This is a genomic window from Seohaeicola saemankumensis (genome assembly GCF_042678485.1).
Taxonomy (GTDB): domain Bacteria; phylum Pseudomonadota; class Alphaproteobacteria; order Rhodobacterales; family Rhodobacteraceae; genus Seohaeicola; species Seohaeicola saemankumensis.
Genome location: NZ_JBHTKR010000001.1, coordinates 218,441 through 239,209, shown reverse-complemented (window position 1 = coordinate 239,209; position 20,769 = coordinate 218,441). Strand labels below are relative to the sequence as shown.

General features: G+C 63.6%; 21 protein-coding genes. 3 read left to right on the top strand and 18 right to left on the bottom strand.

Annotation, left to right across the window (positions count from 1 at the left end; translation table 11 throughout):
• Nucleotides 1-4: 4 nt before the first annotated feature.
• The 6 genes from ACFQ3C_RS01130 to ACFQ3C_RS01105 form a co-directional block, all read right to left on the bottom strand.
• Nucleotides 5-1,054 (bottom strand): endonuclease/exonuclease/phosphatase family protein, encoded by a 1,050-nt coding sequence (locus tag ACFQ3C_RS01130; protein ID WP_380788377.1) that lies wholly within the window; start codon nucleotides 1,052-1,054, stop codon nucleotides 5-7.
• Entirely contained in the window at nucleotides 1,054-1,734 is a 681-nt protein-coding gene (locus ACFQ3C_RS01125) for a TerB family tellurite resistance protein (protein WP_380788375.1), read from the bottom strand. Before ACFQ3C_RS01125 ends, ACFQ3C_RS01130 begins: the two co-directional genes overlap by 1 nt.
• 54 nt (nucleotides 1,735-1,788) lie before the next feature.
• Nucleotides 1,789-2,277, bottom strand: a complete 489-nt coding sequence (locus ACFQ3C_RS01120) for a GNAT family N-acetyltransferase (RefSeq protein WP_380788372.1) — start codon at nucleotides 2,275-2,277, stop codon at nucleotides 1,789-1,791.
• On the bottom strand, nucleotides 2,274-2,888 hold the full coding sequence (locus ACFQ3C_RS01115; protein WP_380788370.1) for a VOC family protein: 615 nt from the start codon (nucleotides 2,886-2,888) through the stop codon (nucleotides 2,274-2,276). Before ACFQ3C_RS01115 ends, ACFQ3C_RS01120 begins: the two co-directional genes overlap by 4 nt.
• 81 nt (nucleotides 2,889-2,969) lie before the next feature.
• Nucleotides 2,970-5,099 (bottom strand): methylmalonyl-CoA mutase, encoded by a 2,130-nt coding sequence (scpA, locus tag ACFQ3C_RS01110; protein WP_380788368.1) that lies wholly within the window; start codon nucleotides 5,097-5,099, stop codon nucleotides 2,970-2,972.
• Complete coding sequence (locus ACFQ3C_RS01105; protein ID WP_380788366.1) at nucleotides 5,071-6,009, bottom strand: hypothetical protein; 939 nt, start codon at nucleotides 6,007-6,009, stop codon at nucleotides 5,071-5,073. Before ACFQ3C_RS01105 ends, scpA begins: the two co-directional genes overlap by 29 nt.
• A gap of 28 nt (nucleotides 6,010-6,037) precedes the next feature.
• Between ACFQ3C_RS01105 and ACFQ3C_RS01100 the strand changes: the two genes are divergently transcribed.
• Entirely contained in the window at nucleotides 6,038-6,634 is a 597-nt protein-coding gene (locus ACFQ3C_RS01100) for a DUF4174 domain-containing protein (protein WP_380788364.1), read from the top strand.
• 84 nt (nucleotides 6,635-6,718) lie between these two features.
• Here ACFQ3C_RS01100 and ACFQ3C_RS01095 read toward each other — a convergent pair whose 3' ends face one another.
• The 7 genes from ACFQ3C_RS01095 to ACFQ3C_RS01065 all read right to left on the bottom strand — a co-directional run bounded on the left by ACFQ3C_RS01095 (nucleotide 6,719) and on the right by ACFQ3C_RS01065 (nucleotide 12,687).
• On the bottom strand, nucleotides 6,719-8,719 hold the full coding sequence (locus ACFQ3C_RS01095; RefSeq protein WP_380788362.1) for an acetyl-CoA carboxylase biotin carboxylase subunit: 2,001 nt from the start codon (nucleotides 8,717-8,719) through the stop codon (nucleotides 6,719-6,721).
• Nucleotides 8,720-8,866: 147 nt separating this feature from the next.
• Nucleotides 8,867-9,070 carry a hypothetical protein gene (locus ACFQ3C_RS01090; protein WP_380788360.1) on the bottom strand — a complete coding sequence of 68 codons (204 nt, stop codon included), beginning with the start codon at nucleotides 9,068-9,070 and terminating at the stop codon, nucleotides 8,867-8,869.
• 352 nt (nucleotides 9,071-9,422) lie between these two features.
• A complete protein-coding gene (locus ACFQ3C_RS01085; protein WP_380788358.1) occupies nucleotides 9,423-9,770 on the bottom strand; it encodes a hypothetical protein in 348 nt (115 codons plus the stop codon).
• 111 nt (nucleotides 9,771-9,881) lie between these two features.
• On the bottom strand, nucleotides 9,882-10,025 hold the full coding sequence (locus ACFQ3C_RS01080) for a hypothetical protein (RefSeq protein ID WP_380788356.1): 144 nt from the start codon (nucleotides 10,023-10,025) through the stop codon (nucleotides 9,882-9,884).
• Between the two features lie 214 nt (nucleotides 10,026-10,239).
• Nucleotides 10,240-10,647 (bottom strand): DUF6497 family protein, encoded by a 408-nt coding sequence (locus ACFQ3C_RS01075; RefSeq protein ID WP_380788352.1) that lies wholly within the window; start codon nucleotides 10,645-10,647, stop codon nucleotides 10,240-10,242.
• Nucleotides 10,647-11,033, bottom strand: a complete 387-nt coding sequence (locus ACFQ3C_RS01070) for a hypothetical protein (protein WP_380788350.1) — start codon at nucleotides 11,031-11,033, stop codon at nucleotides 10,647-10,649. The genes ACFQ3C_RS01075 and ACFQ3C_RS01070 overlap by 1 nt, the downstream gene beginning before the upstream one ends.
• 121 nt (nucleotides 11,034-11,154) lie before the next feature.
• Entirely contained in the window at nucleotides 11,155-12,687 is a 1,533-nt protein-coding gene (locus ACFQ3C_RS01065) for an acyl-CoA carboxylase subunit beta (RefSeq protein WP_380788348.1), read from the bottom strand.
• 243 nt (nucleotides 12,688-12,930) lie between these two features.
• On the opposite strand from ACFQ3C_RS01065, the gene ACFQ3C_RS01060 reads away from it, so the two are divergent.
• Both ACFQ3C_RS01060 and ACFQ3C_RS01055 read left to right on the top strand, forming a co-directional pair.
• Nucleotides 12,931-14,145, top strand: a complete 1,215-nt coding sequence (locus tag ACFQ3C_RS01060) for a multidrug effflux MFS transporter (protein ID WP_380788346.1) — start codon at nucleotides 12,931-12,933, stop codon at nucleotides 14,143-14,145.
• Nucleotides 14,146-14,212: 67 nt separating this feature from the next.
• Nucleotides 14,213-15,610 carry a helix-turn-helix domain-containing protein gene (locus ACFQ3C_RS01055; protein ID WP_380788344.1) on the top strand — a complete coding sequence of 466 codons (1,398 nt, stop codon included), beginning with the start codon at nucleotides 14,213-14,215 and terminating at the stop codon, nucleotides 15,608-15,610.
• A 55-nt stretch (nucleotides 15,611-15,665) separates the two neighbouring features.
• Here the strand turns inward: ACFQ3C_RS01055 and ACFQ3C_RS01050 are convergent, their stop codons facing one another.
• The 5 genes from ACFQ3C_RS01050 to betB all read right to left on the bottom strand — a co-directional run bounded on the left by ACFQ3C_RS01050 (nucleotide 15,666) and on the right by betB (nucleotide 20,735).
• Entirely contained in the window at nucleotides 15,666-15,902 is a 237-nt protein-coding gene (locus tag ACFQ3C_RS01050) for a YdcH family protein (protein ID WP_380788342.1), read from the bottom strand.
• Nucleotides 15,903-15,989: 87 nt separating this feature from the next.
• Nucleotides 15,990-16,553 carry a hemerythrin domain-containing protein gene (locus ACFQ3C_RS01045; protein ID WP_380788340.1) on the bottom strand — a complete coding sequence of 188 codons (564 nt, stop codon included), beginning with the start codon at nucleotides 16,551-16,553 and terminating at the stop codon, nucleotides 15,990-15,992.
• Between the two features lie 170 nt (nucleotides 16,554-16,723).
• A complete protein-coding gene (locus tag ACFQ3C_RS01040; protein WP_380788338.1) occupies nucleotides 16,724-17,401 on the bottom strand; it encodes a thermonuclease family protein in 678 nt (225 codons plus the stop codon).
• A 108-nt stretch (nucleotides 17,402-17,509) separates the two neighbouring features.
• Complete coding sequence (gene betA, locus ACFQ3C_RS01035; protein ID WP_380789101.1) at nucleotides 17,510-19,156, bottom strand: choline dehydrogenase; 1,647 nt, start codon at nucleotides 19,154-19,156, stop codon at nucleotides 17,510-17,512.
• Between the two features lie 118 nt (nucleotides 19,157-19,274).
• Nucleotides 19,275-20,735, bottom strand: a complete 1,461-nt coding sequence (gene betB / locus ACFQ3C_RS01030) for a betaine-aldehyde dehydrogenase (protein ID WP_380788336.1) — start codon at nucleotides 20,733-20,735, stop codon at nucleotides 19,275-19,277.
• Between the last annotated feature and the right edge of the window lie 34 nt (nucleotides 20,736-20,769).

Below are 20,769 nucleotides of genomic sequence, written 5' to 3'. Positions count from 1 at the left end.
GATTTTAAGTTGCCAGATCAATATCCAGCGTTACCGGGTAATGATCCGAGGCATCAATCAGCGCATCGCGCAGCTCGGGCACCTTCCAGCAGGCCGGGTCGTGGAACGGATGCCAGATGCGCCACTGCGGTTGCCGCCCCATCAGATCGGGCGAGATCATGATATAATCCAGCAGCGCCTCGAGATAACGATCCAGATGCTGAATGTAGAACCGCGCGGTCGTGGGGCTGGCGACACCGGGGCGGCGTTGCAGGGATTGGCGCGCATGCGGATCGAACAGGCAGCCCGTGATCGGCTCGCCCTGCCCGGCCTCCCCCATCACCACCTCGACAGAGGAGCGGCCGAACAGCCCCTCGTATTCATCAAGTCCCGGACCGTCGTTCAGATCGCCCAGCACGATCAGCGGATCGCCCTGCTCCAGATGGCGGGACACGCGGCGCCGCAGCCAGACCGCCTGCGCCTGCTGCTTGCGCCGGTTGGCGATGGCCAGCCGCATCACCGCATCCCGTCCGCGCGCCCCGTGCGGCGCCTTGGATTTCAGATGCGCCCCGATCATGCGAAACGTGGTGCCCTGCATCGTCGTGACCGACAATTCCAGCGGCGGCTTTGAAAAGCTGATCAAATCCTCGGTCCCGTCCAGATCAAGATCGATCCGGAATACCCCGTCAAAACGCGGATCCGCATCGGACCCCTTCTTGCCTGTCGCCTCGCCCAGCGGATCATGGCGCGGGTCGACCACATAGGGGTCATACATCAACGCGATTTCCTGCTGGGTCTCATTGGGAAAGCCCATGATCGCGGATTTGCAGCGCAGATCGAAAGCATGGGCAAAGGCCTGCAACGCTGTCACCGTCGACCGCTTGCCGCTGTGATCGGGCGCCTCGATCACCATGACCATATCGGCATCCAGCGCGGTAAAGACGATCCCCAGCGCTTCCAGCTGCCGGAAACGGCTGACGCCATAGCGCCCCGAGGGTTCGTCATCGGCCAGTGGCTGGCCTGCGTCATCAAACAGGGAATTGAACCATTCCACGTTATACGTGGCGATCCGCATCAGCCCCGCGCATCCGCGATCTCGGACCAGGCGCGGTTGATGTCGACCATGCGCCGCTCGGCCAGTTGCACCGCTTCTTCCGGCAGGCCCCGCGCCACCATCGCATCGGGATGGGTTTCGCGCACTAGGCGCTTCCAGGCCGCGCGGATCTCGTCGATCGGCATGTCCGGGCTCACGCCCAGAATGTCATAGGGATCACCCCCGGCATCCGGCACGAACCGGCTGCGCAAGCTGCGAAACCGCGCCTCGGGCAGGCCGAAGGCCGCGGCGACCTCGGACAGGAAATCGTTCTCGGCCGGGTGATAGCGCCCATCGGCCACAGCGATATGGAACAACCCTTCCATCACGTCGCAAAGCGTCTCGCTGCCCTCGCCGAACATGGCGCGGATCTTGCGGGCATAGTCGCGAAAACCGGCCACATCCTGCCGCGCCAGGTTGAAGACACGCGCCGCATCCTTCTCATCCTCGGGTGGAATGTGAAACACCTCGCGAAAGGCCGCGACCTCATCGCGCGTCACCTGCCCGTCGGCCTTGGCCATCTTGGCGCCCAGTGCGATCACCGCGATGGTAAAGGCCACGGATCGTTCAGGCGGGGCGCTCAGCCGGTCGAGAACCGCGCTCAGCCCCTCGCCCGAGGTCAGCGCGCCCAGCGCGTCCATGATGCGGGTCCAGATCGACATGTGCCTACACTATCCTGTCACCCGACCGCTGTCAGCGGGGGATCGCACCCCTCGTCAGAGGATTTTCTGCATCAGCACAAGATCCATCCAGCGGCCGAACTTGTAGCCGACTTCGGGCAGGCGCGCGATCTCGGCAAAACCGACAGAGCGATGAAAGGCGATACCTGCGGGGTTCTCGGCACTGACACCGGCCCAAAGCGAGTGCGCCCCCCGGTCGCGGGCATGATCCCCGATCGCCGCCATCAGCGCCCGCCCGACACCTCGCCCCCGCGCGGCAGGTGCCAGAATGATCGAATGCTCCATCGTATGCGCATAGCCTGGCCCGTTGCGAAACTGGAAATAGGTGGCAAAGCCCAGCACTTGCCCCGCCTCCTCCGCCAGCAGAAAAAGCTTGCCCTCGGCAGCCCGCGCCGCGAAATCAGCCGCCAGACCGGCGACGGTCTTTTCCAGCGATGTGAATGTCGCGGCCGTATCGCGGATCACCGGGTTCCAGATCGCCGCGACCGGTGCGGCATCGGCAGGCTGCGCCTCCCGCAGGATCATGCCAGCACCCGCAAGCCATGCGGTGTCTCGATCTCGGCATGCATGGCCATCGACGCTCCCTGCGCGATCGCGACCCGTGGATCCACCAGCATGCCGGACAGCGCCACGCGCAGCGCATCTGCCTGCGGATGGACCACCTCCAGCCGCCGCAACCGACAGCCCGAAGGTGTCAGCCGTGCCGCCGGATGCGCACCCTGCCACTGGATCAGGGATGGAAACGCCCCGCCGAAGGGCATTCCCCCATCCGCCGCCACGGCCATGCGCCAGCGCAGATCGCCACGCGCCAGATCGACAGGCACACCCGCCCCATCCGGGGCTTGCGCCAGCGCCGCCTCAAGATCGGCGCAACGGCAGATCCAGGTGCCCAGCCGGGGCGGGCCGGTAAAGCGATCCAGGTCGAACCAGCGCGGCACGGTGGGCGCGGGCGCCGCCGGATCGACAGCGATCACCTCAAGATAAAGCCCGTCATCAAGCCCCAGCAGCAGGTTATGGGTGCCAAACCGCGCATGCTGCCCCCCCGCCTGCAATGCCACGCCAAGCGCCGCTTCCACATGGGCGCGGCCCTCCTCAAGCGTTGCCGAAGCAACCGCCAGGTGATCCAGTTCCAGCATCATCTCTTCTTCTTGCCTGAAATATCCTCGGGGGGCGTCCCGCAGGGACGGAGGGGGGCAGACAGCCCCCCTTGCAGCGATTCAGCCCCGCGCCTCCCGGATCAGACGCAGGATATCCTGCGCCGCCTCGGGGATGTTCGTGCCCGGCCCGAAAATCGCCTTGACCCCCGCCTTCTTGAGGAAATCGTAATCCTGCTGCGGGATCACGCCACCGCAGATCACGATGATATCGCCGGCATCCTTGTCCTTCAGCGCCTGGATCAGCTGGGGTGCGAGGGTCTTGTGGCCCGCGGCCTGGCTGCTGATGCCCACCACATGCACATCGTTGTCGACGGCATCCTGCGCGGCTTCCTCGGGGGTCTGGAACAACGGGCCCACATCCACGTCAAACCCGATATCGGCAAAGGCAGTGGCGATCACCTTGGCGCCGCGGTCATGCCCGTCCTGGCCCATTTTCACGACCAGCATCCGGGGGCGGCGGCCTTCTTCCTCGGCAAAAGCCTCGACCGAGGCCTGGATGGCGGCAAACCCCTCATCCCCCTCATAGGCAGCGCCGTACACACCGGCCAAGGTCTTCACCTCGGCCCGGTGACGGCCGAAAATCTTCTCCATGCTCATGCTGATCTCTCCCACAGATGCCCTGGCGCGGGCCGCCTCGACCGCGGCTTCCAGCAGATTGCCACCTTCCGCCGCGCGGCGTTCCAGTTCGGCCAGCGCGGCCTGGCAGGCCGCCTCGTCCCGCGTGGCGCGGATCTTCTCCAGCCGGGCGATCTGGCTGGTACGCACTGCGGCATTGTCGATATCCAGGATATCGATCGGGTCTTCCTTGTCCTTTCGGTATTTGTTGACGCCCACGATCACCTCGGTGCCGCGGTCGATGCGGGCCTGGCGCGTGGCGGCGGTTTCCTCGATCCTCAGCTTGGGCATGCCGCTGGCCACGGCCTTGGTCATGCCACCCATCGCCTCGACCTCCTCGATCAGGGCCCAGGCCTTTTCAGCCAGCTCATGGGTCAGGCTTTCGACGTAATAGCTGCCGGCCAGCGGGTCGATCACATTGGTGATGCCGGTTTCTTCCTGCAGGATCAGCTGGGTATTGCGCGCGATCCGCGCCGCGAATTCGGTCGGCAGGGCAATCGCCTCGTCCAGCGCATTGGTATGCAGCGACTGCGTGCCGCCCAGCACGGCCGACATCGCCTCATAGGCGGTACGGATCACGTTGTTGTAGGGGTCCTGCTCCTGCAGGCTGACACCCGATGTCTGGCAATGGGTGCGCAGCATCGAGGATTGCGGGTTCCTGGGCTCGAACTCGGCCATGATCCGGTGCCACAACAGGCGCGCCGCGCGCAGCTTGGCCGCTTCCATGAAAAAGTTCATGCCGATGGCGAAGAAGAACGACAGACGTCCCGCGAACTTGTCCACATCCATGCCCGCCGCGATCGCCGCGCGCACATATTCGCGCCCGTCCGCCAGGGTATAGGCCAGTTCCTGCACCAGGTTCGCGCCCGCTTCCTGCATGTGATAGCCGGAAATCGAGATCGAGTTGAACTTGGGCATCTCGTCGGACGTGTACTGGATGATATCCGAGATGATCCGCATCGAGGGTTCGGGCGGATAGATATAGGTGTTGCGGACCATGAACTCCTTGAGGATATCGTTCTGGATCGTGCCCGACAGCACCGCGCGGTCATGGCCCTGCTCTTCGCCCGTGACGATGAAACTGGCCAGGATCGGGATCACGGCGCCGTTCATCGTCATGGACACCGACACCTTGTCCAGCGGGATTCCATCGAACAGGATCTTCATGTCCTCGACGCTGTCGATGGCCACGCCCGCCTTGCCCACATCCCCCACGACCCGGGGGTGATCGCTGTCATAGCCGCGATGGGTGGCCAGGTCGAAGGCGACGGATACGCCCTGCTGACCGGCCGCCAGCGCCTTGCGGTAGAAAGCATTCGATTCCTCGGCCGTGGAAAACCCCGCATATTGGCGGATGGTCCAGGGCCGGCCCGCGTACATCGTGGCCTTGACGCCGCGGGTGAAGGGGGCAATTCCCGGCAGGCTTCCCAGGTGCGGCAGCGCCTTCACATCCTCTTCGGTATAGAGCGGCTGCACCTCGATCCCTTCAAGGGTCTTCCAGGTCAGATCCTCGATCGGCCTTGTACGCAGTTCCTTCTGCGCCAGGTCACGCCACGCGTCCTTCTTGCTGGTCATCGTCTTGTCCTCTTGTCAGTGGATCGCGCTGCGGGCTTGTGCCCGTCTGATCGCGCGTCTTTTCGGTCATCAGTTTCGCCAGGCCATCGGCGCCCGAGGCCAGCCAGAACAGATCGTCCTGATAGGTCTCGCGCAGCCGCGCCCTTTGTGTCGCGGTGAATGGCTCGTACCGCCCCTCGTCCGGGCCCAGACGCACCGGGTCCTCGCCGCGCAGGGCCAGGTACTTTCGCAACTGCGCCATGTCGGGGGCCTGGTTCAACCAGAGACGATGCTGCCGGGTCGGTGCGGCCCAGGTCGCCGCCGTCATGATTTCCAGCCGCCGTTCCGGCATGCCGCCATAGGTTTCGTGCGGCAGGACCAGCAGTTCGACACCCGGCATCGCGCAGGCCAGGTCGGTGATCACATCGCGCCAGCTGCGTTTCTGCTGCACGATAGCCTCCAGATGCGCGGCATCCGGCAGCTGATGGCCGCGACCGATGCCATAAGCCAGCGCCGATGACCAATAGCTGTCCAGACAACGGATCGACACCACGGCCCGCGTGATCCGCCCCCCGAAGGCCGCCGCATGTTGCGCCATCCTTACGCCGGCGCCACGATAGAGCGTGGTGTCGCGCAGGTTGCGCCGCGACGCACCGATGATGTTCTCGTCGGTGACGATCAACTGCCGCATCCCGTTCAGCCGGGCGCGTTCGAGCTGCAACCCGATCCGCCCCTTGGCCATGCGCGCCTGCCGTTCCAGCCGGGGCGATCCATTGACAGGCACGATCCCCGAAAACAGCCCGCCGCGCGTGCGCTTGGGCCCCCAGAAACAGACTGCCAGCTCCTCCAGCGCGTCTGCATTGGCCCGCAGATAGGCCTGGAAACTGGTCGATGCGGTACGATGTGCGCCGATATGAAGAACGATATCCATCAGACTGAAAACCCTGTGTGAACAGGCCATGACGAATGACCCGAAGAGAAAGAACCTCTCCGATCATCGTCCCGCACCCGTCACCAGGTCTTTAAGATCGAAAAACTTTCGCACCACCTGTCGAAAGCCATTCGCATTTGGCCTTGCACCGCCTATATCTGACAGGACAGGAGGCCACATGAAAACCATATTCGCCCTTGTAATCGCAGGATTATTAGCCTTTCCAGCAGGTGCGGCAGACACTGCGGAAGGACAGCCGACACTGCCCGTGGTAGAAGACAACGACGTAGATTTGAGTGAATTTTTATGGACAAAAAGGCCCATCGTCGTCTTTGCCGACACGCCCAATGACCCGCGCTTCATCGAGCAGATGAACTTTCTGAACGCGGACATCCCCGCGCTGCTTCTGCGTGACATCGTCGTGCTTACGGATACCGATCCCGCAGCGCGCTCCGATCTGCGCCGCAAGCTGCGCCCGCGCGGCTTCATGCTTGTGCTGATCGACAAGGATGGCGGTGTCAAACTGCGCAAGCCCGCCCCCTGGGACATGCGCGAGATCACCCGCAGCATCGACAAATGGCCCACCCGCCAGCAGGAAATCCGCGAGAACCTGGGCAAGGAATGACGCGCCTGCGCCGACGCCATGGCCCGACTATCCCCCGCCAAGGAGGATGTGGGCGCGGCATATGCGCAGGCGGCTGTCATGGGATCACTCGAACTCCATGATCACGGCATCCACGGCCAGGCTTTCGCCGGGCGCGGCGTTGATCTTGGAAACCGTGCCCTTGCGCTCGGCGCGCAGGATGTTCTCCATCTTCATCGCCTCGACCGTGCACAGCGCCTGACCATCCTGAACCACGTCGCCGACTTCGACATTGATCTTCACGATCAGGCCGGGCATCGGGCAAAGCAGCAGCTTGGACGTGTCGGGCGGCGTTTTCTCGATCATCAGACCGGCCAGTTCGGCCTGGCGTGGCGTGCGGACATGCACCTTCAGATCGGCACCCCGCGAGCGGATGCGGAACCCGCCCGAGATCTTGCCGACCTTCAGCACCAAAGGATCACCGCTGACGTCCAGCGTGGCCAGCTGATCGCCGGGCGTCCAGCCGCTGGTCACGCGCAGTTCGGATCCGTCATCGAAACAGACCGTGGAACCGCCATGATCGGCGCGGATCGTCACCGGATAGCTGTTGCCCTGCAATGAAACCACCCAATCGGTGCCGACCTTGCGCTCATGGTTGTCCATCCGTCCCGACACGCGCGACCGCCGGATTTCCGCCACCCGGTGCATCGCCGCGCAAGAGGCCGCGATTCGCCGCAGCACATCGTCCGGCAAGGCCACGCCGTTGAAACCATCGGGGAATTCTTCGGCGATGAAGGCTGTCGTGATGGTGCCCGCCACGAATTTGGGATGATCCATCACCGCGCTCAGGAAGGGCAGGTTGTGACCGATCCCTTCAACCTCGAACCCATCCAGCGCATTGCGCATCGCTTCGATCGCATCGGGTCGCGTCGGGCCCCATGTGCACAGCTTGGCGATCATCGGGTCGTAATACATGCTGATCTCGCCGCCCTCATAGACGCCTGTGTCATTGCGCACGACGTGACCCGGCTCGGCCACTTCGACCGGCGGACGATAGCGTGTCAGCCGCCCGATCGAGGGCAGGAAGCCACGATAGGGATCTTCGGCATAAAGGCGGCTTTCCATCGCCCAGCCATTCAGTTTCACATCCGACTGCTTGAACTGCAGCGCCTCGCCGTAAGCCACGCGGATCATCTGCTCGACCAGATCGACGCCGGTGATCAGTTCGGTCACGGGATGTTCCACCTGAAGGCGGGTGTTCATTTCCAGGAAGTAGAAGTTGCGCTGCCCGTCGACGATGAATTCGACCGTGCCCGCCGAGGTATAGCCCACGGCCGCAGCCAGCGCGCAGGCCTGCTCGCCCATCGCCTTGCGGGTCGCCGCGTCAAGGAAGGGGCTTGGCGCCTCCTCGATGACCTTCTGGTTGCGGCGCTGGATCGAACATTCCCGCTCGCCCAGGTAGATCGTGTTGCCATGGCTGTCCGCCAGCACCTGGATCTCGATGTGGCGCGGCTGGGTCACGAATTTCTCGATGAAGATCCGGTCATCGCCAAAGGAACTGGCCGCCTCGTTCTTGGATGACTGGAAACCTTCGCGGGCCTCCTCGTCATTCCAGGCGATACGCATGCCCTTGCCGCCGCCACCGGCCGATGCCTTGATCATCACCGGATACCCGATCTCGCCCGAGATCTTCACGGCCTCGTCCGCATCGGCGATCAGGCCCATGTAACCGGGCACGGTCGACACGCCCGCCTCGGCCGCGATCTTCTTCGAGGTGATCTTGTCGCCCATCTTCTCGATCGCACCCACGGGCGGCCCGATGAAGGCAACGCCGGCGGCCGACAGCGCCTCGGCGAACTTGCTGTTCTCGGACAGGAAACCATAGCCGGGATGCACGGCTTCCGCGCCGGTCTGGCGGATCGCCTCCATGACCTTGTCGATCACGATATAGGACTGGTTCGCAGGTGCGGGCCCGATATGCACGGCCTCGTCGGCCATCTGCACATGCAGCGCCTGCCGGTCCGCATCCGAATAGATGGCGACCGTCTTGATCCCCATCTTGCGGGCGGTCTTGATGACGCGGCAGGCGATTTCGCCCCGGTTCGCGATCAGGATCTTCTTGAACATCTCAGGTCCCTTCTTGTTCTTGGCCGCAGGCACCGTGCGCCGCGGGAAACGGTTCTTCAGACAGCAAAAAAACCACCGGACCGCGTCAGGGTCCGGTGGTCTGTTTTCGATAGGGCCGGGGCGCGCGGGCGCAGCCGCGCGACACCATCAGCAGCGCGAGGGGTACTGCTTGCAGTAAAGCACGTTGGCCGCGCCGCCCACGATAGCGCCGGTAACCGGGTTGCCATCAAGAACGACGGCCGTGGCCGTGCCGGCGCCCGCGCCGATAAGACCCTGCTCAAGCGGCGTGTCGCCACAGCCGGCAAGCGCAAGGGCGCAAGCCGCGCCGGCGATCCATTTGGTGAACTGCATCTGTAGGTGCCTTCCTTGTTCAACGATAATGCTGGCACGCACGATGGCATGACCGGGAAAAAGATCAACGTCCGATTGAAGCGGCCAGAAATATTGGCGGGCCTCCGCCTATCGCGCGAAGCCACCCGTGCCGGCGGCAAAAACGCGGGTGGAGCGCCTGGGGGACGGGCACTCCACCCGAGAGGGGAAGGGTAACGGTGCAGGCTGCCAGGCCTGACCCGCAGGGAACGGGTAACCAGTACGCCGTGCAGACTGCCGCATGGCATGGGTCCCGCCAAGATGGATTCCGGCACCCTGAAATCTTGGGCATTTTCCCGCCCAAGTAGACCATTGAGATGCAGAAATCCGCCGATCATTCTTCGAATACCTCGGGGAAGGACTCGCGTGCCGCGGCCTCGTCGATCACCAGCAGGGCATCATAGCTGGCAGGATCGAAAGGGTCAGTTGCGGGAATGACTTCGCGGCCGAACAGCCAGCTCAGGCGGCCCGCATCCAGATTGCCCCGCTCGAAGGGCGCGTCACCGAAATGATCCCACAGTGCCGCCATGAAGACTGCATCCGCATGCCGGTCCACGGCCTTGCGATCGCGATAACGTTCGCGCCGTGTCAGCGGGGTCACGCCCTTGGGGTTCGCGCGACGGATGGTGAACTGGAAATCAGACCCCGGAAGCCGCCCCGGGAAGCCGCGATGCTTCAGCATGGGCGGACCCTCCCGCCGGTTGCCGTGATCGCCGCGCGCACCGCACCCGCGGCGCGGTTGGACGGGACCGGCGCGGACGTCAGACGTCCGGTGACCAGTCCCGATCCTGTTTTACTTGTATTTGCCGGTGTAGGCGGGCTCCATCGAGATGGGCTCGGGATCGACCACGACGAATTCTTCTTCCTTGGGCTGCGAGCAGGCCGCCACGAGGGCAACCATGCACAGAGCCAGCATGCTCGTGATGTTCTTTGACATCTGTTTCTCCTGTTACTTGTTCCTGACAGAACGCCCGAATTCCGGCCGGCCTGCCTCTTGCACGAGGTATCGGTCACTTGGGGTTGACCGCTGTCCATCATACCGGAACGCACAGGTGAAACATATCCGCCGGCGTGAAAGACGGCAGGCTGTGTCGCAAAAGACTCAGATTTGCAGAAACATGAAGTCTGACCCGCAAGATATTGTGGATACATCAAAACTCCTCCCAGATGCAGCGGCCTTCGCGGATCGCGAAAATCTCGAAATACTGCACGGAACCGCTGTCGGATTGACCGAATTCCAACGGCTTGTCCATCAGCGAGACGATGATTTGCGACACATCTTCGCCCGCATCGGACAGCATCGGCAGCGCCTGGGTCTCGCACAGGACAATGAAATCATCCTGCACCCTGTCGAAATCCCCGCCCTCTGCCAGGGCGGGCATGACATAGCGGAACCGCGCCCAGCGCGCCCCGTCCGGCTGCACCTCGACGAAGCCCTCCAGCAGCCCCGCCTCAAGGCCCGAGGGCAGGACAACACCGGTTCCGGCAAGGGCCAGGCCTGCAATCCCGGACAAGGCAAAGCCAAGCGCCGCAACGCTGACAACTGCGCCCGTCCGCATCATGACCGCGCCTCCGCATGGCGGATCCAGCGCGCGCGGCAGGCCGGATCGGCCAGCACCTCGGCCAGGGCGGCCTGCGCCCAGGACAGCGGCGCCGCGGCATCCAGCGCCCCCCCTGCGGTGACATGCACGCCCTCGGCCCCCTGCTCGATCCGCACCGCAGGCATGAAACCGCGCAGCCCCTGAAGCCTGCGCCAGACATCCTGACGGATCTGATGGGCCAGGCGCGCCCGGCCCACCCTGCGGCCACCAGTGGGCAGGACCGTGCTGGCCGACAGATCGAAGCGCGCGGGCAAACGCCGCGTCAGGGTCAGCACGCCGCCCTCTCGCAGAAGGTGCCAGCCATCCCGGCGTCCCCTTTCCTGATGTCCAGCAGCCCGTGTCATACGGCGCAGCCTCTCTTTCAACCTGTTGAACTCATCGTGTCGCACACAGACACGTTTCCCGACCCGTTTTCCGGACCTGCCCGCACGCCTCCTCGCGCGCGGGCAAGCCTCTCGTCCCGCCTTACAGCGGGATGTTGTCGTGTTTCTTCCAGGGGTTTGTCAGCTTCTTGTTGCGTAGCCCCGCAAAGGCCCGCGCGACGCGGCGGCGCGTGCTGTGCGGCTGGATCACCTCATCAATGAAGCCGCGTTCGGCGGCCACGAAGGGATTGGCGAAACGATCCTCGTAATCCTTGACGCGACCCGCGATCTTTTCGGGATCGTTCAGCTCGCTGCGATAAAGGATCTCGGTCGCGCCCCTGGCCCCCATCACGGCAATCTCGGACGTGGGCCAGGCATAGTTGATGTCACCCTGCAGATGCTTGGACGCCATCACCACATAGGCCCCGCCATAAGCCTTGCGCGTGATCACGGTGACCTTCGGCACCGTCGCCTCGCCATAGGCGAACAGCAGCTTCGCGCCATGCTTGATCACGCCGTTATATTCCTGCGTCGTGCCGGGCAGAAAGCCGGGCACATCCACGAGGGTCAGGATCGGGATCTCGAAGGCGTCGCAAAAGCGCACGAAACGCGCGGCCTTGCGGCTGCTGTCGATGTCCAGACAGCCGGCCAGCACCATCGGCTGGTTCGCGACCACGCCCACGCTTTGCCCCTCAAGGCGGATGAAGCCGGTGATGATGTTCTTGGCGAAATCCTCCTGGATCTCGTAGAAATCCCCCTCATCCGCGACCTTCAGGATCAGCTCCTTCATGTCATAGGGCATGTTCGGGTTGTCGGGCACCAGGGTGTCCAGGCTCATCTCGACGCGCGCCGGATCGTCGAAGAAGGGGCGCACGGGCGGTTTTTCACGGTTGTTCAGCGGCAGGAAATCGACAAGCCGGCGCACTTCGCTCAACGCCTCGACATCGTTCTCGAAGGCCCCATCGGCCACGCTGGATTTCTTCGTATGGGTCGAGGCGCCGCCCAATTCCTCGGCGCTGACGACCTCGTTGGTGACGGTCTTGACCACGTCCGGCCCGGTCACGAACATGTAGGAGCTGTCCTTCACCATGAAGATGAAATCCGTCATCGCCGGCGAATAGACGGCACCGCCCGCGCAGGGCCCCATGATCAGGCTGATCTGCGGCACCACGCCCGAGGCCAGGATGTTGCGCTTGAAGACCTCGCCATAGGCGGCCAGCGAGCTGACCCCCTCCTGGATCCGCGCACCGCCCGAATCGTTGATCCCGATCACCGGCGCACCGTTCTGAACCGCCATATCCATGATCTTGCAGATCTTGGCCGCATGGGTTTCCGACACCGATCCGCCCAGGACAGTGAAATCCTGGCTGAACACATAGACCATGCGGCCGTTGATCGTGCCCCAGCCGGTGACCACGCCATCGCCGCGCGGCTTGCTGGCCTCCATGCCGAAATCGGTGCAGCGATGGGTCACGAACATGTCGTATTCCTCAAAGCTGTCCTCATCCAGCAGCAGCTCGATCCGCTCGCGCGCGGTCAGCTTTCCCTTGGCATGTTGCGCGTCGATCCGTGCCTGACCACCACCCAGACGGGCCGTGCCGCGCCGTTCCTGAAGTTCCTGAAGGATATCTTTCATCGCCACTTCCCTGCTGCTGGACCTTCGCGCCAGGCGCGTGTCAGGCCTGTCTGTTCCCCTTGGCCGCCCGATCTTGCGGGCATGCCCTTTATGCTGCTGGTATAGGCGCAGCTGCGCCACGCGCAAAGCAGATTTCAGCAAATTTGCAAACTATTGGCAAGCTTATGACTGCTAATTGCAAATTAGCAAAATCCTGCATCTATGGAATGGACTTCCCCCCTGCTGCGCCCTACCCATTTGCCCATGCAAGACCCCAAAGTGGTCCGCTATCTGGACCGATCCACCGCACCGCATGTTTCGACGCTGATCCTGCTGGCAGGCATCTCGGCCATGGCGATGAATGTCTTTCTGCCCTCGCTTCCGGGCATGGCGGCCCATTTCGAGGTGGATTACAGCGTGATGCAACTGTCCGTCGCCACATATCTGGCGATGAATGCGGTGCTGCAGATCCTGATCGGGCCGGTATCGGACAAGATCGGACGCCGCCCGGTGATCCTGTGGGGTGTGATCCTGTTCTGCCTGGCGACAGTCGGTTGCCTGCTGGCGCCGAATGCCACGATCTTCCTTATGTTCCGGTCCTTCCAGGCGGTTGTGGCCGTCGCCATGGTCCTCAGCCGGGCGGTGGTGCGCGACATGTACAGCCAGGACCGGGCCGCCTCGATGATCGGCTATGTCACGATGGGCATGGCCGTGGTGCCCATGGTGGCCCCGGCGATCGGGGGTATCCTCGAAGACGCCTTTGGCTGGCGCGCGAATTTCCTGATGTTGCTGGGGTGCGGGCTTCTGGTGCTGGTCATCGCCTGGCGTGATCTGGGCGAAACCGGCGCCACCAGTGAAAATTCCCTGCTGCAGCAATTCCGCGAATATCCCGAACTGCTGACATCACAGCGCTTCTGGGGTTACTGCCTGGCATCGGCCTTCGGCTCGGGTGCCTTCTTCGCCTATCTGGGCGGCGCGCCCTTCGTGGGCACAGAGGTCTTCGGCCTGACACCCAGCCAGCTGGGCCTGTATTTCGCGGCCCCCTCGATCGGGTATTTCCTGGGCAACTGGGCGACCGGCCTGCTGGCCGCGCGCAAAGGCGTCAATACCATGGTGCTCTGGGGCACGTTGATCTCGACCCTGGGCATGGGACTGTCGCTGATGGTCAGCTATGCAGGCCATTCCAGCCCGCTTGTCTTCTTCGGCTTCATGAGCCTTGTGGGCGTCGGAAACGGCATGACCATCGCCAATGCCACCGCGGGGATGTTGTCGGTGCGCCCGCATCTGGCAGGAACGGCATCGGGCCTGGGCGGGGCCATCATGATCGGCGGCGGCGCGGGGCTGTCGGCCCTGGCCGGCGCGCTGCTGAAACCGGGGCGGGGCGAATTTCCACTGGTCTGGATCATGTTCGTCACCTCGATCCTGGCCGTTGCCGCCATCCTCTACGTGATCCGGCGGGAGCGTCAGCTGGGCCTGTGACGCAGCTTGCCCGCGCGGCTTTGCAAAGCTAGGCTGATCAGGCAGCGAAACTTTGCAAAGATACCCCATGGCCACGCAGAAACTCTATGCCGGTGCGAAACTGCGCGAAACGCGGCAGCGTCTTGGGCTGACCCAGAAGGAGTTTGCCGGCAAACTGGGCGTGTCCCTGCCCTATCTGAACCAGATGGAGAACAACAACCGCCCGGTCTCGACAGGGGTGGTGCTGGCGCTGGCGCAGGAATTCGGCTTTGACGTCACCGAACTCAGCACCGGCGACAGCGAACGCCTGGTTTCGGACATGCGCGAGGCGATGGCCGACCCGGTCTTTGCCGAAAATGCCCCCCCGTTGGCCGACCTGCGCCTGACCGCCTCGAATGCGCCCGCGCTGGCGCGCGCCTTCCTGGACCTGCACCGCGCCTATCGCCAGACCCACGAGCGTCTGGCCTCGCTGGACGAGGCCCTGGGCCGCGAGGATTCCCGCACCCAGCCCTCCCCCTGGGATGAGGTGCGCGACTTCTTTCACTATTGCGACAATTACATAGATGCCGTCGATCGTGCGGCCGAACGCTTCGCCAGCCAGGCCGCCGGCAACGGGATCCGCGCCCATGCCCAGACCACACTTGAAGACAGCGGCATAACTGTCTCATTCCAGGACATTCCAGCGATCCGTCACTTCGATCCGGTCAGCCGTCGCCTGACGCTGTCATCTCGCGCGCAACCGGAAACCCAGGGCTTTCAGCTTTTGCTGCAACTTGCCCTTATCAAGCAGGACGCCCTGATCGAAGCCACGCTTGACCTCGCGCGTTTCCAGTCGGACCAGGCGCGCGCCATTGCAAAGATCGGGCTTGCGAATTTCTTTGCCGGTGCGGCGATCATGCCCTACGGCGCCTTCCAGACGGCCGCCCATGACACCCGGCACGACCTTGAACTGTTGGGCCACCGCTTCGGCGCGTCGATCGAACAGGTGGCGCACCGCCTGTCCACCCTGCAACGCCCCGGCGCCAAGGGCATTCCCTTCTTTTTCGTGCGTGTCGATCAGGCGGGCACGATCACCAAGCGCCATTCGGCCACGCGCCTGCAATTCGCCCGTTTCGGCGGGGCCTGTCCGCTGTGGAATGTCCATCGCGCCTTTGAAACGCCGGGCCGGTTTCTGCGCCAACTGGCCGAAACCCCCGACGGCGTGCGCTATATCAGCCTGGCGCGGGACGTGTCGAAACCGGGTGGCAGTTTCGGCGCGCCGACCCGCCGCTTCGCCATCGCCCTGGGATGCGAGGTGCGCCATGCCGCAGACCTGGTCTATGCCGATGATCTGGACCTTGCCAATCCGCGCGCATTCGAGCCGATCGGGATTTCCTGCCGGATCTGCGAGCGCAAGGATTGCCACCAGCGCTCGGTTCCGCCACTGGAACGCCGCCTGAGCATCAATTCCGACGAACGCGGCGTGCTGCCCTACAGGGTTGACTGACAGGCAAAGGCGCGGAAGATCCCTTCCGCGCCTCAGGCCTTGTCGGATGATCGGTTCAGTCCTTGAGATAGCTGTAGATCTGGTCCTTCAGCGACGCGCGCGTCTTGCGCATCTCGACCTCTGCAAGCTCCTCGACCGGCTCGACATTTGTCTCGGCCCGGTGCACGGCGCGATTGATCTTGTGATACGCGTCCGCCAGCCGCGCGAAATGGCTGTCAGACAGCTTCAACGCGGCAATCCGTTCCGCGTGTTGGGGGAATTCTTCCTGCAGTTCATGGGGGGTATTGGACATCGCGCCTGTCTCCTTCTGGTTGCGTTGCCTGACCCTATCGCCCCTGCTGCCGCCGAACCTTGAGACAGATCAAACCGCACAAAGCCTTCAGGACATGTCGGCGCCGTATTCCAGCACGATTGGCACGATGATTTCTTCCTCATCCATCAGGTGCCGGTCCAGGAATGTCTTGAACCCCTCCTGCGCGGCCAGCAACCGGCCCGCCTCGTCCCGCGCCTTCTGGCCTTGCTGCAAGGCGCGCAAAACCTGGTTGGTGTGATCGGCAAGGCTGTTCAGGTGATGATCCAGCGCATGGTGATCCGCATCCAGAATGTCGAAGGCCTGTTCCAGCCTTTTGTCCATCGCCATGAACTGCGGGAAATAGTGCTGATCCTCGATCTGATGATGCCCATGCAGCTGGTCAAGGAAAAACCCGGTGTAACGGGACAGTTCCGGCCCGTAGCGCAGGGCTTTTCCATCAAGATGCGCCTGGGTGTCACCGATCACCTTGTCCAGCACCTGCCGGAACATCAGGTGCCGTTCCAGCCAGAAGGACGTCAAGTCATTGAAATTCATGTGCCCGCGCCATTCCGCACGCGGATAGCGGTCGGCCAGCACGCGCAGATGCTCGGGCAGACCCTTGCGGGTCTCGATGGAGAAAACATTGCTCATGGTGTCGAACCTATCGGATTTTTTCACAAGGCACAGCCCATATGCACGCATAATCACTGTGCACGAAATGACAGGATCCCGGGGGTTCTTCTTGCCGAAAATATCCTCGGGGGGCGTCCAACGCAGTTGGACGATGGGGGGCAGACAGCCCCCCGCCTGACTGACGGGCCTTATCGCCGCGCCGCGCGCCAGCCTGCGGCCACGGCTTCCGCCGCAGAGCAGAACCACCGCTCGCCCTGTGCGGTGTTGATCCGGGTGCGGTCGTAATGCTCCTGCCCCGGGCGGTGAAAGATCCGCTCGCCCTTGGCCGAGATGTTTCCCTTGATGTTGCAATCGCCCGCAACGCTTTGCCGCTGCGACGGGGCAACCGCCTGGCCATTCCGGCGATAGTCTGCGGGATTCTGGACATTCATCGCCCAGAGTCCGCGATCCGCCGCGGCCGCCTGCTTTTCGACAAGGTCGTAATCCATCGCATAGCGCCGATAGGCGAAGGCCAGGCCCTGCGCGACAAGGGTGGCGCCGATGTCCTCCCCGCCGACCATGCAGCGCGCCACGGTCCGGCCGTGACGATCCCGGTCCAGCGGTGTGCACACCGCCTTGCGCCCCTGGTAGCGCGCGCGCACCTCGCGACTGACCCAGGCGCCGCAATTCCACGACTTGCCCTGGTTGGTGGTACAGCTTTGGCTGGCCTCCGGCGCGTCGATACCGTGCAGGCGCACCCGCGTTCCCGCCACATCGATCGTGTCGCCATCTATCACGCGGATGGTGCCCGTCAGCGTTCCTGCCATCGCGTAGGACGCAACCAGCAGGCAAAGTGCAAATATCAGAAAGACAGCAATTCTCGACATGCAGCCGATATCAAACGGAAATTTCGCCAGCGCAACCCAAAGTTTAGTTTTTCGTTAACAAACATTAACCAACTGTGAAGCAGGTGACAGATGAAGGTGTATCTCGCCCTATCGCTGGACGGTCTGCCAGTCCGGATGAATCCAGGGCCGGTGGTTGTCAGCGGGCAGCGGATCGCGCCCCAGCAGGTGATCGCTGACCTTCTCGCCCACCATGATGGAGGGGGCATTCAGATTTCCATTGGTGATGCGCGGGAAGATGCTGCTGTCAGCCACGCGCAGGCCCTGCACACCGATCACGCGCGCCTGCGGGTCCACGACGGCCTCCGGATCATCGGCGCGCCCCATCTTGCAGGTCCCGCAGGGGTGATAGGCGCTTTCGGCATGTTCGCGGATGAAATCGTCCAGATCGGCATCGGTCTGCATCGCGGCGCCGGGTTGAATCTCGTGCTTTACGAAGGGCTTGAAGGCCTCTTGTGCAAAGATTTCGCGGGTCAGGCGGATACATTGGCGGAACTCCCACCAGTCCTGCGGATCGGACATGTAGTTGAAACGGATCAGGGGATCGGCAGCCGGATCGGCCGAGCGCAGCATGACCGCCCCGCGCGACAGGCTGCGCATCGGGCCGACATGCGCCTGGAAACCGTGCCCCTCGGCCGCGACCTTGCCGTCATAGCGCACGGCGATGGGCAGGAAATGGAACTGGATGTCGGGATAGTCGATGCCCGCGCGCGACCGGATGAAACCCGCACTCTCGAACTGGTTGCTGGCCCCCAGCCCGGTACCGGTGAACAGCCATTGCGCCCCCACCAGTGCCTTGCCCCAGAGATTCCAGTATTTGAACAGGCTGACGGGCTGGCTGGCCGCCATCTGGATATACAACTCCAGATGGTCCTGAAGATTGGCGCCGACACCGCGCCGGTCGGCCACCACGTCAATCCCATGTTCGCGCAGATGGGCGGCCGGACCGATGCCCGACAGCATCAAGAGCTTGGGCGAGTTGATCGAAGACGCCGCCAGCACCACCTCGCGGCGGGCACGTATGACGTCCGTGCGGCCGCCGCGTGTCACCTCGACACCCACGGCGCGGCCCTGATCGATGACGATGCGACGGGCAAAGGCGCGGATCAGGCTGCAATTGGGCCGTTTCAACGCCGGTTTCAGATAGGCATTCGCCGCCGACCAGCGCCGCCCGCGAAACACCGTCTGCTCCATCGGGCCGAAACCCTCCTGGCGTTCACCGTTGTAATCGTCGGTCACGCCATATCCGGCCTGACGGCCAGCCTCGACAAAGGCGTGAAACAGCGGGTTCTTGCGTGGCCCGCGCGTGACATGCAGCGGCCCGTCCGTGCCGCGCCATCCCGCCTGCCCGCCATGCGAATGCTCCATCCGCCGGAAATAGGGCAGAACATCCGCATAGGCCCATCCATCAGCGCCCTGATCGCGCCAATGGTCGAAATCGCGCGCATGGCCGCGCACATAGACCATGCCGTTGATGCTGCTGGACCCGCCGATCACCTTGCCGCGCGGCACGGCCAGACGACGGTTGTTCAGATGCGGCTCGGGTTCGGACTGATACCCCCAGTCATAGCGGCGCATGTTCATCGGATAGGACAACGCGGCCGGCATCTGGATGAAGGGGCCCGCATCGGTCCCGCCATGCTCGATCACCAGAACGGAAACCCCCGCTTCGGCCAGACGGTAGGCCATGGCGCAGCCCGCGCTGCCTGCCCCCACGATCACGAAATCCGCTTCCATCGTCACTGTCAGTTATCCTGTCTGTCTCAAAGAGCGGTCCGCCCCGACCCGCCCCGACCCGCCATGCCGGCGTGGGGTGGGCGGGTGGGAACGCCGGCATGGCGGCCCCGGTTGCCTGTCAGAACGGCGCCTCGACGCGGCCCATCCGCACGAAGACCGATTTAACCTGGCTGTAATGCGCGATCGCCGCTTTCGCGTTCTCGCGGCCCACACCCGACATCTTGACCCCGCCGAAGGGCACTTCGACCGGCGCATCGTTATAGGTGTTGATATAGCAGGTCCCTGCCTCCATCCGCGCCACGACACGATGCGCGCGGGTCAGGTCGCGGGTGAAAACCCCCGCCGACAGGCCGAATTCGGTATCGTTGGCGCGGGCGATGACATCGTCCTCATCCTCGAAATCCAGCACGCACATCACGGGGCCGAATATCTCTTCGCGCGCGATGGTCATGTCGTCGGTCACATCGGCGAAGACCGCAGGCGTGATCCAGAACCCGTCCTTGTCCAGCCGCTTGCCCCCGCAGACCAGCCGCGCGCCTTCCTCGACGCCCTTGGCGATATAGCGCTGCACGATGCCCAACTGCCCTTCGGACACCATCGGGCCGAAATTCGTGGCCTCGTCCAGCGGATCACCGATGACCGCATCGGCCAACCGTTCGGACAGCCGTGCCAGAAACGCCTCGCGAATGCCTTTCTGCACGAAAACGCGCGTCCCGTTCGAACAGACCTGCCCCGAGGAATAGAAATTCCCCAGGATCGCGCCGCCCACCGCATCCTCAAGATCGGCGTCGTCGAAGATGATCAGGGGCGATTTGCCGCCCAGTTCCATCGTCACATGTTTCATGCCGGCAGCGGCGGCGGCGTAAACCTTCTTGCCGGTGGGCACCGATCCGGTCAGCGACACCTTGTCCACCCGCGCATCCCCCACCAGTGCGGCCCCTACGGCGCCGCGCCCCTGGATCACGTTGTAAAGACCGGCAGGCAGACCCGCCTCATGCAGGATTTCCGCGATCTTCAGCGCGCAAAGCGGCGTGGTTTCCGACGGCTTGAAGATCATCGCATTGCCGCAAGCCAGCGCCGGGGCGCCTTTCCAGCAGGCGATCTGGGTGGGATAGTTCCAGGCCCCGATGCCCACACAGACACCCAGCGGCTCGCGCACGGTATAGGCCCAGTTCTCGCCCAGGGGGATATGTTCGCCCGTCAGGCTGGCGGCCAGACCACCGAAATATTCCAGCGCATCCGCGCCGCTGGTCGCATCCACGTAAAGCGTTTCCGACAGCGGCTTGCCGGTGTCATGGGTTTCCAGGATGCTGAGGTCGCGGTTGCGCGCCCGGATCATGTCGGCGGCGCGGCGCAGGATGCGGCCCCGCTGCACGCCGGGCAGTGCCGCCCATGCCTTTTGCGCGGCATCGGCGCTGGCGATCGCCTCTTCGATGATGGCGGCCGTCGCTTCATGCACGCGGGCGATCACCTGGCCGGTGGCGGGATAGATCACGTCGATCGGCGCGCCGGCCGTATCCTCGACATAGCGGCCGTTCACGAAATGGCTGGCGGTGGGTTGTGTGGCGACTTGGGTCATTTTGAGTATTTCCGGAACAGTGAAAGGGAATATG